This window comes from Pseudomonas sp. FP1740 (assembly GCF_030687165.1).
In the GTDB taxonomy this organism is placed as follows: domain Bacteria; phylum Pseudomonadota; class Gammaproteobacteria; order Pseudomonadales; family Pseudomonadaceae; genus Aquipseudomonas.
Genome location: NZ_CP117461.1, coordinates 356,709 through 372,098, shown reverse-complemented (window position 1 = coordinate 372,098; position 15,390 = coordinate 356,709). Strand labels below are relative to the sequence as shown.

Below are 15,390 nucleotides of genomic sequence, written 5' to 3'. Positions count from 1 at the left end.
AGCCTGCTCACTCCCACAGTTTTTGCTCTTCGGTGACCGTTAGTTCGAGGTCTTGGCCATCTTGCTATCCGACGTACGCCAGATCAGTCGCGTCGTGTCATAGCCCTGCTGACGCGCCCTGCTCAGCAGTTCTTCACGCATTACGCCATTGACCGTCGGGGTCCGTGACAGCAGCCAGAGATGATGGCGGCTCGGGTCGCCGACAATCGCGGTCTTGTAGTCATCGCTGACGTACAACACCCAGTATTCTCCCTTCGACACTCCGGGTATCAGTCTCGAGAACCAGGTATCGAACTCGACCCACAGCTTGTCGGCCTTGCCGGGTACCTGTGGATAAGCCCTGCCCTTGGCCTCTTCCCATTGCCATTGCGAGGTCAGGCAGCGGTTCAGCACCGCCATCTCACCGTCAGGCTTGAGGCTGTAATGGGCTTCGGATTGCGCACAGTTACGCTGGAAATACACCGGCAGACGCGCCAATTCGTACCAGGTTCCCTGGTAACGCTTGAGGTTGACACTATTGACGGTCTTGGGCGCCAACGGATCTACGCCAGAAGAGGCGCAGCCGGCCAATACCAGGCCGGCAAAAAGAACGATCAGGAACCGCTTCATTATTTTTTTCTCCCGTGGGCGAAAAGCCCCGGTTTACTTCAGGCCTTGGCCCGAAAACATCAGCACTTTGTCACCGGCATACTGCACGCTGATAAAGCTGTTTTTGTCGCCCCAGGTGCAGCTGGACATGCCGAGTGCGCCCGAGCAATCGGTGGGTTTGCCCAGCAAGGTTTCAACCTCGGCCTTGGGCATGCCGGTCGACAGCTTCGAATAATTTTCCTGATTGATCTTGCTGCACGCGGCCAACAGCACGCAGAACGAGAGCAAGGCGATAGAACGCAGCGACATGGTGTAACTCCTGGAGCGGAAGAGAGGTGGCATGTTGCCAACCAGAAGCTTAGAAGAGAAAACCCTAATCTGGTTCCCCGACCGTCCGCCTATTTATTAGGCCACTCGTCAGCCTTTTACCGATAAATCAGCCCCTTTCTCAGGTCATTCGGTATTTCGTCGGTTTTCGTCAATACCCGCCTAATCTTTGGCGCTGGCCAGTCGACATAAAAGCAGCGCCAAGCCCTCGACTGTGGCAAATTGACGCCCCTTTGCTGACCAGCCACTGCGCGGTAGATCATTTAATGACCAGAAACATGAAATTCAGCCACAAGATCTTGTTGGCAGCCGCTCTCGTGGTGGCCGTTGCATTCGCCTGTTTCATCCTGTTCAACGATTACCGCCAGCGTCAAACCCTGCGCAGCAGTACCGAGTCCTCGATGCATGAACTCGGCAGCCTGACCACCAGCAACATCCAGACCTGGCTGGAAAGCCGCATCCAATTGCTGCAATCGCTGTCCCAGCAGATCGCCGTGGATGGCAGCGCCCCGGCCAATCTCAAACGCGCCATCGACCTGCCGGCCTATACCGGCAACTTCCAGCTGAGCTACTTCGGCGGCACCGATGGCGTGATGTTCTCGATCCCGGCCGGCAACCGCGCCGCGGACTACGACCCTCGCGCCCGTGGCTGGTACAAGGCAGCCAACAACGCGCAACAGACCATCGTCACCGAACCCTACATCGCGGCGTCGTCGGGCAAACTGGTGATCACCGTGGCCACGCCGGTGAAGTACCAGAGCCAGATGATTGGCGTCGCTGGCGCGGATATCGACTTGTCCAGCGTCAGCGCGATCATCAACTCGCTGAACTTCGGCGGTCATGGCCATGCGTTCATTGTCAGTGCCGATGGCAAGATCCTGATCCACCCGGACAGCAAACTGGTGCTCAAGAACCTGGCCGACGCCTACCCCAACGGCGCGCCTAACGTCAGCCCGGGCTTGAAGGAAGTCGAACTGGATGGCAAAACCCAGTTCATCTCCTTCACCCACGTTAACGGTGTGCCGTCGGCGGACTGGTACGTGGCGCTGGTGCTGGATCAGGAAACCGCGTTCTCGATGCTCAGCGAGTTCCGCACCTCGGCGATCATCGCCATGGTCATCGCCGTGGTGATCATCATCGCGCTGCTGAGTATGTTGATCCGCGTTCTGATGCAGCCTCTGCTGATCATGGGCCGTGCCATGCATGACATCGCCGAGGGCGAAGGCGACCTGACCAAACGCCTGACCATTCATGGCCAGGACGAATTCGGTGCTCTGGGCACCTCGTTCAACCGTTTCGTCGAGCGTATCCATACCTCGATCCGCGAAGTATCTTCGGCCACCGGCCAGGTCAACGAAGTTGCCCTGCGCGTAGTGGCGGCCTCGAACTCGTCGATGTTCAACTCCGATCAACAGGCCTCGCGCACCAGCAGCGTCGCGGCAGCGATCAACCAGCTCGGTGCCGCCGCCCAGGAAATCGCCCAGAATGCCGCCCTCGCCTCGCAACATTCGAGCGACGCGCGCAGCCTGGCCGAAGAGGGTCAGCAGGTAGTGGATAAAACCATCGCCGCGATGCACCAGCTTTCGGCAAAAATCAGCGATTCGTGCGGCAACATCGAAACCCTGAACAGCAACACGGTGAACATCGGACAGATTCTGGAAGTGATCACCAGCATCTCGCAACAGACCAACCTGCTGGCCCTCAACGCGGCCATCGAAGCTGCCCGTGCCGGTGAAGCCGGCCGTGGTTTTGCCGTGGTGGCCGACGAAGTACGCAACCTCGCCCACCGCACTCAGGATTCGGCGCAGCAAGTGCAGAAGATGATCGAGGAGCTGCAAGTCGGGGCCCGGGAAGCGGTCAGCACCATGACCGACAGCCAGCGCCAGAGCGAAAGCAGCGTCGGCATCGCCAACCAGGCTGGCGAACGCCTGGGCAGCGTGACGCAGCGCATCGGTGAAATCGACGGGATGAACCAGTCGGTAGCTACCGCGACTGAAGAACAGACCGCCGTGGTGGAATCGATCAACGTCGACATCACCGAGATCAACACGCTGAACCAGGAAGGTGTGGAGAACTTGCAGTCGACTTTGCGTGCCTGTGCTGATCTTGAGCAGCAAGCGGCGCGGTTGAAGCAGTTGGTGGGTAGTTTCCGGATCTAAGGCGCTCTCACTGGCCTCATCGCGGGCTTGCCCGCGATGGCGGCATCAGCAACAACGAAAAGCTAGAAGCGCGATCCTGGCCCCGAAAGAAACTCCAGCTCCTCAGCCGTAGATTCACGCCCCAACACTGCATTGCGATGGGGAAACCGCCCAAATCGCGCAATGATCTTCTGATGCCGTTCGGCGTAATCAAGGTTGCTGGCAAACACCGCCCGATCCGCCTCGGGTTGCTGTTCAACCAGATCGAGAAACCGCGAAACCGCTTCGTTCTGCACCGCCAGGTTTTCGCAGTGTTCGAACACCAGATAGATAAAAACCCGCTGGATCGGTCGCAGTTGCCGATCGAAATCCGCGGCAATGCCTTGCGCCACCAGTGCCTGGGCCCTGACGTCGCCGGAAAAGGATTTGGGGGTGTCGCGAAAGATCATTCTCGGCAGTTGATCGAGCAACAGCACCAGGGCCAGCCAACCTTCGGGGCGTTGCGCCCATTCGGTCAATCCGCCGGCCAGTGCCTGCTCGACCAGGTCCCCGAAACGCATCCGCGCCTCGAGGTCCTGACTGTCACGCTTGCCGAACCATAACTTGCCCTTCTCGGCCGACACTTGATTCGGCGGCTTTTGGTTCAAAGAGCATGCTGAACCGAACCACCACTCAAGCAACGGCTGCCAGGGCGCGGCCATGGGTTACTCCTTGTGGTATGCCGTGGCGCGTTCGACTTCCTCTTTCGAGCCGAGGAACACCGCTACGCGCTGGTGCAGGCCTTCTGGCTGGATGTCGAGGATACGTTGACGACCGTCGGTGGACGCGCCGCCGGCCTGTTCGACCAGGAACGACATCGGGTTGGCTTCGTACATCAGACGCAGTTTGCCCGGCTTGGACGGCTCGCGGCTGTCGCGTGGGTACATGAACAGGCCGCCACGGGTCAGGATGCGGTGCACGTCCGCTACCATCGAGGCAATCCAGCGCATGTTGTAGTTCTTTTTCAGCGGGCCGGTTTCGCCAGCCAGCAGCTCGCCAACGTAGCGCTGTACCGGGGCTTCCCAGTGACGCTGGTTGGACATGTTGATGGCGAATTCCTGAGTGGTTTCAGGGATGGTGATGTTTTCGTGGGTCAGGACGAAGCTGCCCATTTCGCGGTCCAGGGTGAAACCTTTCACACCGTCGCCCAGGGTCAGGATCAGCATGGTCTGTGGACCGTAGATCGCGTAACCGGCGGCAACTTGCTTGGTGCCTGGCTGCAGGAAGGCTTTTTCGCTCAGGGTTTCGTTCTGGCTCAGGTGCTCGTTCGGGCAACGCAGTACCGAGAAGATAGTGCCGACCGATACGTTGACGTCGATGTTCGACGAACCGTCCAGTGGGTCGAATACCAGCAGGTAGGCGCCTTTCGGGTATTTGCCCGGAATCTGGTAGGCATTGTCCATTTCTTCGGACGCCATGCCGGCCAGGTGACCGCCCCACTCGTTGGCTTCAAGCAGGATCTCGTTGGACAGCACGTCGAGTTTCTTCTGCACTTCGCCTTGGACGTTTTCGGTGCCCATGCTGCCCAGGACACCACCCAGGGCGCCTTTGGAGACGGCGTGGCTGATTTCCTTACAGGCACGCGCCACCACTTCGATCAGGAAACGCAGATCGGCAGGAGTGTTGTTGCTGCGGGTCTGCTCAATCAAATAGCGACTCAGGGTAACGCGGGACATGGACGGCTCCGGAGGAATGGGGGGCTAAAAACCCGCGCAGTTTAACGCGAGTCGGGGCGCATTTCCTCCTATCAGACGTGATACACCCAATAGAGTTCATGCGCGGGGTTGAGCGTAGTTCGAAATGGGCCGCGATTGGGCGGCTGTTTCGATATTTTTGGTGGCAGGAAGGACGTCTTCGCGGGCAAGCCTCGCCCCTGCAGGAGCGGCTTGCCCGCGATCTGGCGCGCAGCGCCAGCCATCCTCAGGATTTAGCAGCAGGCTTGCGCAGCAAACTGAACGCCATCCCTCCCAGAAACAGCACACTGAGCAGCAACACCGCCCACAGTCCGATCTTTTTCCAGTTCGTGCCCAGCACCGTTGGCGCTGTCGCCACCGGGGTCACCACGGCCCCGCCGTCCACCGTCGCCTTGCCCAGCGTCGCCAGCTTCGCCGCGCTGTAATCGGGAATCAGCGTCGACAATGGCAAGCTTGCAGCCTTCACCGTCGCACTTCCCAGCGCCAGCGTATAAGGCCCGGCACCGCGCGCCAGGAACACCAATTGCGTGGAGCGCACGGCATACCGCACGGTGGGTGCTTCGGCGCCCAGGCCACCGCCGCGTTCATCCACCGTCAGTTTCAATTGCTGCACGGTCTGGCCCGACAACTGCAATTCGTTCTGCACCACATCCTGGCCATTCTGGGTCAGGCGATAGAGCAAACCGTTGGTCAGCGGTTGCCACGGCAGGCTGGTCTCCCGGCGCCCCGACAACGTTACCGGTGCCAGGCTGTTGGGCTGATTCAGCTCGACCTGCAAACGCTGGACGTTCAACCCCATCGGCAATTGCCAGATGTACTCACCGGCCTTCACTCTGCTGCCGGCCAAGGGTTGCGACCAGACCAACGGCAGCGGCAAGGTGCGAGGGTTGGTGCTTTCCAGCTGCGCCGAAGTCAGCACTGGCGCCGACTGAGGCGAATTCCAAAGCAAACGTAGATAGCGCGCCGATTGCCCCGGCAGGCCGACTTCATGTTGCTCGACCCGTTCGTCGGCAAACGTCAGACGCGCCACCTGCCCTTCACCCCATGACTGCCAATGCTGCAAATCATTGCTGGCCTCGATGCTGAAACGCTGAAAGCCGTCGCGTTCACTGGTCCAGTCGAGGATCAATTGCTGCAACGGGGCCTTGATGCCGCTGGCATCGAGTAACCAGCCGCGCAGTTCTTCTTCGCCCGCCTCCAACTGGCTGGACGGCTGCACTTCGATCAACGTGCCGTTGGTGTTCGATTGCACCCGTACGCTTGGTGTGCGTTCGCTGGCATCCGCCGAGTTGTACAACGGGAACCACTTTACGTCGGTCAGCGTGCGGTTTTCGTGGGTCTGCGCAGGCTCTCGGGCCAGAGCGTACGCCTGAGGCTCACCGGCGGCGTTGAACACACGCACATCGCTGAGATCGGTTTGCCGCGCGTTCAGTTGCACGCCCAAGGGCAATTCCAGGCGATACCACGGGCCCTCGCCGCTCACAGACAATGGCACCTGCGTGGCGAAATCCGCAGGTTTTTCCTGCGCGCCAGCCGACAGTGTCACCCCCAGCACAACAGCAGCCCACCAGCCCAGGTTCAGCTTCTGACTCAAGATGACACTCCTTCGGTTTCAGGGGCCGGTTTTTCAGCATCCGGCACGGCTTCGGCACGCTTGGGTGGCAACGGGGCGAAATAGCCCACCACCAACAGCAACACGCCAACGCCGATAAACGACACGATCCGCGCCAGCCCGCCGCGGTTACTCAATTCAACAAAGAACAGCTTGGCAACCACCAGCGCGATCAGCCCTGCGCCGATCAGCCAGACTTCACGGCGGTGACGCAGATGCCCACCGATCATCAGACTCAGGGCCATCAGGGTCCAAACAATGGACAGCCCGGCCTGCACCAGCATCGATTCAAGTAGCAAATCCAGCGCGAACGGCACGCCACCCCAGTGGTGGGCCGCGCGCATCACCAGCGAGGTGAAGAAGGCAAACAGTGAAACACCGGCAATCACCTGCGTGGCGTTATCGGCGTAATCCTCTCGAATCGCCAGTTGCGTGACTGCGTTGCGGGACCAGACATAGACGCCGAACAGGGCGAACAACAGGCCCAGCTCCAGCGGGTTGATCAGTGGCACATACGGCAACGGCTCGGCGGTGCCGTCGCTGGCAATGTTCGCCAGCCAGAACCAGCCGAGCATCAACACCGCCAGCGGCGCGGCGGCATAGATCCGATACTCGCGGGGGTAAGCCGACACTGGCCATGGCCACGCGCGCGGTGCGGCCATCAGCACCAGATACAGGCTCGGCAGAATCGCCCAGCCCAACCAGCGCCAGGCGTTGTACTGCTCCGACAACAGTAGCAAGCCATAACGCAGCTCCAGGGCCAGCACGCCGATCAACAGCCAGCAGCCGAGCACATGGGCGGTGCTCAGGGCTTTTTCGGGCAGCATTGGCGCCAGCCGCCGCAGCGAGGAGAAATGCACGACGAACACCGCAGCCCAAACCAGCCAACCGAAATGGGCTGCCGGGTGATAACGCGAATACCAGGCCGCGAGTAATACCAGACCGGCGGCGGGAATCAGCAAGGTGCAGAGCAAGCCCAGCGACGACCATTTCAGGCGCAGCGCCAGCACCGCCCACAGCGCCGCACTCACCGCCGCGACCGCCAGCAACAACGTCGCTTGCAGGTTCACAGGCGCAAAGCGCAGCACTTCGCTGATCCACGCCAGTGCCCACCAACCGGTGCCCCACACCAGCAACACTTCGGACAAGCGCTGCAGGCTCAACACATCGAAAGCCGAAGCATGGTTGCCTAGCTGCAAACGCCAGGCCCCGACAAATGCCGCCAGCCCCAGCACCAGCGGTGTCCAGAACCCGCTATGCGCCAACGGTCGCAACCCTTCGCTGAGCAGCGGCCCGAGCAGGTCTGGCCCGGCGAACAGGAACGCTACGCCGCCGATCACCTGCAACAGCAGACCAAAGACAAAACTCACACGCTGCTTCAGGTACAGACTCAGCCAGATGATGAACAAACCACTGGCCGCCCACACCGCGCTCGCGGTTTGCCACGGCAACACGAACAGCACCGCCAGGTTGATCAGCACCAGACCGGCCAATAACACCACCGACAAGCCGCGCAGCAAACGCACGTCACTGCGCACCATTTCGTCCCGGGCCGCCAACAACATGCCGGCGATCAGTGCCAGCCCGATCAAGGATGCGCTGAGCAATCCGCTCCAGCCGGCGCTGAAGACCGCAGCCGAGTCTCCGCTCGCCCCTCGCAGCCGCACCAGGAACAACACACCGCCAAGCAGTTGCACAGCGAATGCGCTGAACAGGAACGCCCGCGATTGCAGGCGCAGGCCGACGAACAGCGTCGCCAACCCGGCCAGCGCCCAACTGATCGCCGTGCCGTGAGTGAAGAAAAACAGCGGCGCCAGCAGATAAAGGAACGTCAGGCCCAGGCAGGCCAGCACCGGCAACCCTTGGCGTTCCCATGGCAACGCCTGTTCAGGCAACGCTTTGCGTAATTGGTAGAAGCTGAACAGCAGCGCCACGCCGAGCATCAACACCCCCAGCGGCGCACCATCGAGCAGGCTGCTCTCGCCGCTGCGCAATTCGCTGATAAAGGCCAACGCCGAGCCCAATTGCAGCAGCAAGGCAAAGGCCCGCGCCAGCGGCCGTCGTTGACGCAGGCCGAGCCAGAAAATCCCCGCGCCTTCCACCGCCCAGGCTGCGGCAGTCCAACGCGCATCAAGCCCCAGAGGAATCGCCAGACTGGCGAAGATCACCCCCAGCGCCAGACAGGTTTCGGCCAGCAACAGTGCTCGGCCCCCCATCAGCAACCGGGCCAGCCCCATGTAAATCATGCCCAGGGCCAAGGCGCTGAAGGCTGCGGCAAATTCAAAGTGCTCCACCAGTGCGAACTGCAGACCGAAGCCCACCAACGGTGGCGCGAACAGCATCATGCCGTCGACGTAATCGCCCTTGTGCGCCGACCAGCGCAGCAGTGCTTCACGGCTGTCGTCCTCGGGCGCGTCGCTCATTTCCAGCAACTTGCGCCGGGTAAACAACAAACCGATGGCCAGGTACATCAGGAAGAACAGGATCAGGAACGGCTCGGTACTCCACAGCAGCTCCGGTCTATAGGAGCGCAGGCCCCAGGCAAAGCCGATGCCGAAGGTGCCGACAAACCCGATCAGGTTGAGCAGCCGCCAGGCCTTGAACCACGCGATGGCGAGGATGCCGGCGTTGAGCAGGGCGAAATAGCTGAACAACGCGACGTGATTGCCGGCGCCGGTGGAGGTCAGGATCGGCGCGGCGAAACCGCCCAACGCGGCAGCGGCGGCCAGGCCCAAAGCATTTTGGGTAATGGCGAGAATCGCCGAGAACACCGTCACCACCACCAACAGGCCCAATGCTGCCTTGGGATCAAGCAACGGATGCAGACGCATCGCGGCAAATACCGTCAGGTACAACACCGCGATCCCGGTGCCTTGCAGCATCAGCGCGTAGTTGCTGTTGCGCAGTCGCAGCCACCAGCCCAGCGCGAGCAGGCCCAAGGCCGCCGCCGCGACACCGGCGTAACGCAACTCGATCGGCACCACCATGCCTTCGGTTGCATAGCGCAACAGGAAGGCCAGGCCGAGGAACAACAGCACCACACCGACCCGCAACACAGTATTGCCGCCAAACAGCCAGTTGCGTGCGCCGCTGATGGCGCGCTCGATGAAGTTCGGGCCGCGCGGCTCGGCCGGTTGCTGTGGTTCGCGGGCGACCGGCTCGGGTTGCCAGACATCGGCGGGCAACGGACGACTGGTTTCGGCAGCGGCCACGGTGATGGGTTCGAATTCGGGGGGTAGCTCCCAGACCAGCTCCGGAGGTGCGACAGGGGCTTGCTCAAGAATGATTTCAGGCGACTCAGCAGGTTCGCTGACAACCGGTTCGCCTGGTTCAGGTGCCTCGGCACCCGACACCTCCAGCAATGCCAGTCGCTGCTCGACTGCATGCAGCGCAACCTGAGCCTGATCAAGCAAGCGTCGCTGCTCGGCCGTTTGAGTGCTCAAGCGGCCGATACGCATGGCCTGGCCGAGACCCAGCCCGAGCAAAGCGCCCAACAGCGCCTCGCTGAACGACTCGTCAAGTATCCAGCCCAACATAAGCCCAATCAGCATGAACATCCATTGCATGGTCGATATCCCTAAGCGGCCCCGTGGCGGGGCTGATCCGTGCGATACAGCCTCTGGCTCAGTCTAGTGAGCAGACACCCGGAATCCAGTGTGGGAGCGGCAGTGCGCCGCTCCCTCACTGGGTCAAGTGGGTGCTTAGTATATCGATCAGGCCCAACGGACGTTGGGCCTTGCGCACATTTGTTGCTAAAAATTACTCCAAAGCCTTCCAGATATCCGTTGCGTACTCGCGAATGGTCCGGTCGGATGAGAACCAGCCCATCCGCGCAGTGCTCAATACCGCCGAACGCCACCACTCTTTCGAGTCGTGCCAGTGTTCTTCAACGCGCATTTGCGCATTCCAGTAAGAGTCGAAATCGGCGCAGACCAGGAAGCGGTCGTAGCCCACCAGTGAATCGATCAGCGCGGTGTAACGGGACGGATCGTCTGGCGAAAACACCCCGCTGCGAATCGCCTGCAGCACGTCACTGAGTCGATGGGAGGCGGCAATATCCGGCTCTGCGTTGAATTCATGGTTGCGCTTGCGCGCCTCCACTTGCTGGGCGCTGAGGCCGAAGATGAACATATGCTCGGCACCGATGCGCTCGCACATTTCCACGTTGGCCCCGTCCAGGGTGCCGATGGTCAGCGCGCCGTTGAGGCCGAACTTCATGTTGCTGGTGCCCGAGGCTTCGAAGCCGGCGGTGGAAATCTGCTCCGACAAGTCCGCCGCCGGAATGATGCTTTCGGCCAGGCTGACGTTGTAGTTGGGCAGGAACACCACTTTGAGCAAGCCGCGCACCGTCGGGTCGTTGTTGACCACCCGCGCGATGTCGTTGGTCAGCTTGATGATCAGCTTGGCCTGGTGATAACTGGCCGCCGCCTTGCCGGCGAAGATTTTTACTCGCGGTACCCAGTCGGTTTCCGGCTCGGCACGAATCGCCTGATACAGCGCAACGGTATGCATCAGGTTAAGCAGCTGACGCTTGTATTCGTGGATCCGCTTGACCTGCACATCGAACATTGCCGCCGGATTGACCGCGATCCCCAGCCGCTCATGAATCAGATACGCCAGGGCTTTCTTGCTGTGCAGCCGCTGTTCGGCGAACTGCTTGCGAAATGCAGTCTTCTCGGCAAACGGCTCCAGCGCGAGCAAGTGCTCCTCGGGGTTGTCCAGCAGGCTCGGGCCGAGGGCGTCGACCAGCATGGAGGTGAGTTCGGGGTTGGCCTGATAGAGCCAGCGGCGGAAGGTAATGCCATTGGTCTTGTTGTTGATCCGGTCCGGGTAAAGCTTGTGCAGCTCGGAGAACACCGTGCTGCGCATCAGCTGCGTGTGCAGGCCGGACACGCCATTGACGCTGTGGGAACCCAGGAATGCCAGGTTACCCATGCGCACGCGGCGACCGTTGTCTTCCTCGATCAGCGAAATCGCACGCAGCACGTCGAAATCGTGAACGCCCTTGGCTCGCAACGAGTCGATGTGCTGGGCGTTGATCAAGTAAATGATCTGCATGTGCCGGGGCAGCATCCGCTCCATCAATCCGACCGGCCAGGTTTCCAGCGCTTCCGGCAACAGCGTGTGGTTGGTGTACGACAGCGTGTCGACCGTGATCTGCCAGGCCGCATCCCACGCCACGTCATAGACGTCGACCAACTGACGCATCAGTTCGGCCACGGCGATCGAGGGGTGAGTGTCGTTGAGTTGAATGGCCGCGTGATCGCCCAGGGTCAGCACCGAGGTGTGCATGTTGCGATGGCGACGCAACAAGTCCTGCAAGGACGCGGAGACAAAGAAATATTCCTGGCGCAGGCGCAACTCCTGGCCGGCCTCGTTGCTGTCCGCCGGGTAAAGCACGCGAGAGATACTTTCTGCCCAGGCCACTTCCGCGACCGCGCCCAAGTGGTCGCCCGCGTTGAAGCGCTCCAGATGCAATTCTTCCATGGCCCGGGCGCGCCACAGCCGCAGGGTGTTGACGCTTGCACCACGCCAACCGACCACCGGGGTGTCGTAGGCGATGGCCCGCACGGTTTCCGACGGGGACCAGACTTGCCTGGACTTGCCGGCTTCATCGGTCACGGTTTCGACACTGCCGCCGAAACCGATCGGGTAGGCCACCTCTGGTCGTTCGAACTCCCACGGGTTGCCGAAGTCCAGCCAGTGTTCGGTCTGCTCCTGCTGCCAGCCGTCGACGATGGCCTGGCGGAACAAACCGTGTTCGTAACGAATGCCATAACCATGGCCGGCGATGCCGAGGGTCGACATGCTTTCCATGAAGCATGCCGCCAGACGCCCGAGGCCACCGTTGCCCAGTGCCGCATCGGGCTCCAGCAGACGGATGCGTTCGATGTCGACGCCCAGTTCGGTCATGGCCTCGCGGGCCACATCGAGCAAGCCGAGGTTGCTCAGGCTGTCGTAGAGCAAGCGACCGATAAGAAATTCAAGGGAAAGGTAATAAACGCGTTTCTGGCCTTTGCGGTAGATCTGCCGGGTGTGGTCCATCCAGTGCTCGACCATGTGATCACGCGCCGCCAGGGCAATGGCTTCGAACCAGTCGTGGTCGAAGGCGTGATCCGGGTCTTTGCCCACCGCGTAAGTGAGCTTGGTCAAGACGGCGTCGCGGAATGCGGCCACCTCTGCTTCGCGAACAAGTGGTTCTTGAGTCATCGATAAGACCTCGAGCGAGCGTGAAGTTGTCTGAGCCTAGTCGGTCTGACAGACCGTAGAGACTCTGGTTCGGCAGTTTTTCCTGTTAGTACGAGATAGATCGAGATTACGTTGTCGTGTGCCAGAAACAATGCAGGGGCCGTGCCGGACACAGGACTATTTTGCGACAAGCAAAAAAAATCTGGCGAAAGGTTGTTCAAAAATCCACCAGTCCCGGTATGATCGCGCGCCCTGATGCACACGCTGGTAACAACCGATGATGAAGCCCAACCTGATCGCCGCCGCGGAAATCGATCGCCTCGATACCTGGGCCAAGTACTCTGCCCCAATGTGCGGCTCGTGCATGTCCAGCTGCTGCACGCTGCCGGTCGAGGTCAAGATCAAGGATCTGATCCGTATCGGCATCGTCGACGAATTCGAACTGGGCGACCCACCCAAGAACATCGCCAAGCGCTTGCAGAAGGAAGGGATTGTCGAGCGCTACAACCAGAAGTCCGAGATCTTCACCCTCCAGCGCATGAGCAACAACGATTGCCTGTACCTGGATCGTAAAAGCCGTTTGTGCACTATTTATGATAAGCGCCCGGACACCTGCCGCAACCACCCGAAGATCGGACCGCGGCCAGGGTATTGCGCGTACAAGCCTAAAGAAGTGGTGCGCGAGAACAATCCGCGGACGCTGGACAAGTTCTGATTCGCGATCTCGCTGCCTGAAAGGGCGTCATCGCGGGCATGCCTGCGAGAGGGGCGGCACAAACACCGCACAAAACCCAGACAAACAAAAACGCCCCCGGCCTTTCGACCGGGGGCGTTTTCATTCAGCCTGAGTTAACTCAGTTCTTGGCTTTCTTGGCAGCGCGGGTACGCTCGCCTTCGTCCAGGATCTTCTTACGCAGGCGGATCGACTTAGGTGTCACTTCGCACAGCTCGTCATCCTGGATGAATTCCAGGGCCTGTTCCAGAGTGAAGCGAACAGGTGGAACCAGAGCGATGGTTTCGTCTTTACCCGAAGCACGCATGTTGTCGAGCTTCTTGCCTTTGGTTGGGTTGACGCCCATGTCGTTGTCACGGCTGTTCAGACCAACGATCTGACCGTTGTAGATCTCTTGACCGTGTTCAACGAACAGCTTGCCACGCGCCTGCAGGGTTTCCAGGGAGTAGGTCAGCGCCTTGCCGGTTTCTACCGATACCAGAACACCGTTCTGACGACCGGACATGTCGCCGGACTTCATGGTGTCGTAGCGATCGAAGATCGAGGTCAGGATGCCAGCACCGTTGGTCAGGGTCAGGAACTGGTTACGGAAACCGATCAGACCGCGAGCAGGGATGTTGTACTCCAGACGAACACGGCCTTTGCCATCCGGCACCATGTTGGTCAGGTCGCCTTTACGCAGGCCCATCTCTTCCATGACCTTGCCCTGGGATTCTTCAGGGGTGTCGATGGTTACGTTTTCGAACGGTTCCTGCTTCACGCCGTCAACTTGACGGATGATCACTTCCGGACGACCAACGCCCATTTCGAAGCCTTCGCGACGCATGGTTTCGATCAGTACCGAGAGGTGCAGCTCACCACGGCCGGAAACCTTGAACTTGTCAGCCGAGTCGCCTTCTTCAACGCGCAGTGCAACGTTGTACAGCAGCTCTTTGTCCAGACGTTCCTTGATGTTACGGGAAGTCACGAACTTGCCTTCTTTACCGCAGAAAGGCGAGTCGTTTACCTGGAAGGTCATGGAAACGGTTGGCTCGTCAACGGTCAGAGGCTTCATCGCCTCGACGTTGTCCGGCTGGCACAGGGTGTCGGAGATGAACAGCGAGTCCATACCGCTCACGCACACGATGTCACCGGCAAACGCTTCTTCAACGTCGATACGGTGCAGGCCGTGGTGACCCATCAGCTTCAGGATACGACCGTTACGCTTCTTGCCGTCGGCGCCAATGGCCACGACTGGAGTGTTCGGCTTGACGCTACCACGAGCGATACGGCCAACACCGATAACACCCAGGAAGCTGTTGTAGTCCAGTGCCGAGATTTGCATCTGGAACGGGCCTTCACGGTCAACTTTAGGAGCCGGTACGTTGTCGACGATCGACTGGTACAACGGGGTCATGTCTTCAGCCATGTCGGTGTGGTCCAGACCGGCGATGCCGTTCAGGGCCGAGGCGTAGACGACTTTGAAGTCCAGCTGTTCTTCGGTAGCACCCAGGTTGTCGAACAGGTCGAAGATCTGGTCCAGAACCCAGTCCGGACGCGCGCCTGGACGGTCAACCTTGTTGATGCACACGATTGGACGCAGGCCGGCTTCGAACGCCTTCTTGGTCACGAAACGGGTTTGCGGCATAGGGCCGTCTTGAGCGTCAACCAGCAGCAGAACGGAGTCGACCATCGACATTACGCGTTCAACTTCACCGCCGAAGTCGGCGTGGCCCGGGGTGTCCACGATGTTGATGTGGTAGCCGTTCCAGTTGATGGCGGTGTTTTTCGCCAGAATGGTAATACCGCGCTCTTTCTCCTGGTCGTTGGAGTCCATCACGCGTTCGTCGTTGAGCTCGTTGCGTTCCAGGGTGCCGGATTGACGCAGGAGTTTGTCTACCAGGGTGGTTTTACCATGGTCAACGTGGGCAATGATGGCGATGTTGCGTAGATTTTCGATCACTTGTGTATCTCGATCAGAGGATTCGGTGTGCTGACAAGTCTTGGCAGCGATTAACAGTAGCGTCCGTACAAGCCGTTACAGCTTGACGGTGGCATCGGGGGGCCGGTGACGCAGGCCACAGGCAAACA

10 protein-coding genes and 1 pseudogene are annotated in these 15,390 nt (G+C 60.2%); 3 read left to right on the top strand and 8 right to left on the bottom strand.

What is annotated here, in order from left to right; genetic code table 11:
- Positions 1–39: 39 nt before the first annotated feature.
- Both PSH69_RS01675 and PSH69_RS01670 read right to left on the bottom strand, forming a co-directional pair.
- Positions 40–609: a lipocalin family protein gene (locus PSH69_RS01675; RefSeq protein WP_305410848.1), complete on the bottom strand. Its 570-nt coding sequence runs from the start codon at positions 607–609 to the stop codon at positions 40–42.
- A 33-nt stretch (positions 610–642) separates the two neighbouring features.
- Positions 643–897, bottom strand: a complete 255-nt coding sequence (locus tag PSH69_RS01670; protein ID WP_019581819.1) for a hypothetical protein — start codon at positions 895–897, stop codon at positions 643–645.
- A 284-nt stretch (positions 898–1,181) separates the two neighbouring features.
- Between PSH69_RS01670 and PSH69_RS30145 the strand changes: the two are divergent.
- Together PSH69_RS30145 and PSH69_RS30140 are read left to right on the top strand one after the other, a co-directional pair.
- Positions 1,182–2,168: pseudogene (locus PSH69_RS30145) on the top strand (cache domain-containing protein); the annotation flags it as partial.
- A gap of 141 nt (positions 2,169–2,309) precedes the next feature.
- Positions 2,310–3,074: a methyl-accepting chemotaxis protein gene (locus tag PSH69_RS30140; protein ID WP_370695245.1), complete on the top strand. Its 765-nt coding sequence runs from the start codon at positions 2,310–2,312 to the stop codon at positions 3,072–3,074.
- 62 nt (positions 3,075–3,136) lie between these two features.
- On the opposite strand, the gene PSH69_RS01660 is transcribed toward PSH69_RS30140, so the two are convergent.
- From PSH69_RS01660 to PSH69_RS01640, 5 genes are all read right to left on the bottom strand, one after another.
- Positions 3,137–3,754, bottom strand: coding sequence for a DUF924 family protein (locus PSH69_RS01660; RefSeq protein ID WP_305410846.1), 618 nt, complete (start codon positions 3,752–3,754; stop codon positions 3,137–3,139).
- Between the two features lie 3 nt (positions 3,755–3,757).
- Complete coding sequence (locus PSH69_RS01655) at positions 3,758–4,768, bottom strand: class 1 fructose-bisphosphatase (protein ID WP_305410845.1); 1,011 nt, start codon at positions 4,766–4,768, stop codon at positions 3,758–3,760.
- A gap of 244 nt (positions 4,769–5,012) precedes the next feature.
- On the bottom strand, positions 5,013–6,380 hold the full coding sequence (locus PSH69_RS01650; RefSeq protein ID WP_305410844.1) for a DUF3999 domain-containing protein: 1,368 nt from the start codon (positions 6,378–6,380) through the stop codon (positions 5,013–5,015).
- On the bottom strand, positions 6,377–9,964 hold the full coding sequence (locus PSH69_RS01645) for a DUF2339 domain-containing protein (protein ID WP_305410843.1): 3,588 nt from the start codon (positions 9,962–9,964) through the stop codon (positions 6,377–6,379). Before PSH69_RS01645 ends, PSH69_RS01650 begins: the two co-directional genes overlap by 4 nt.
- Before the next feature lie 193 nt (positions 9,965–10,157).
- Positions 10,158–12,608: a glycogen/starch/alpha-glucan phosphorylase gene (locus tag PSH69_RS01640; protein WP_305410841.1), complete on the bottom strand. Its 2,451-nt coding sequence runs from the start codon at positions 12,606–12,608 to the stop codon at positions 10,158–10,160.
- A gap of 256 nt (positions 12,609–12,864) precedes the next feature.
- Between PSH69_RS01640 and PSH69_RS01635 the strand changes: the two genes are divergently transcribed.
- The gene (locus PSH69_RS01635) at positions 12,865–13,302 is read left to right on the top strand and encodes a YkgJ family cysteine cluster protein (RefSeq protein ID WP_138866653.1); all 438 of its coding nucleotides are present in this window, start codon (positions 12,865–12,867) and stop codon (positions 13,300–13,302) included.
- A 139-nt stretch (positions 13,303–13,441) separates the two neighbouring features.
- Here PSH69_RS01635 and typA read toward each other — a convergent pair whose 3' ends face one another.
- A complete protein-coding gene (typA, locus tag PSH69_RS01630) occupies positions 13,442–15,262 on the bottom strand; it encodes a translational GTPase TypA (RefSeq protein WP_008028025.1) in 1,821 nt (606 codons plus the stop codon).
- Positions 15,263–15,390: the final 128 nt, after the last annotated feature.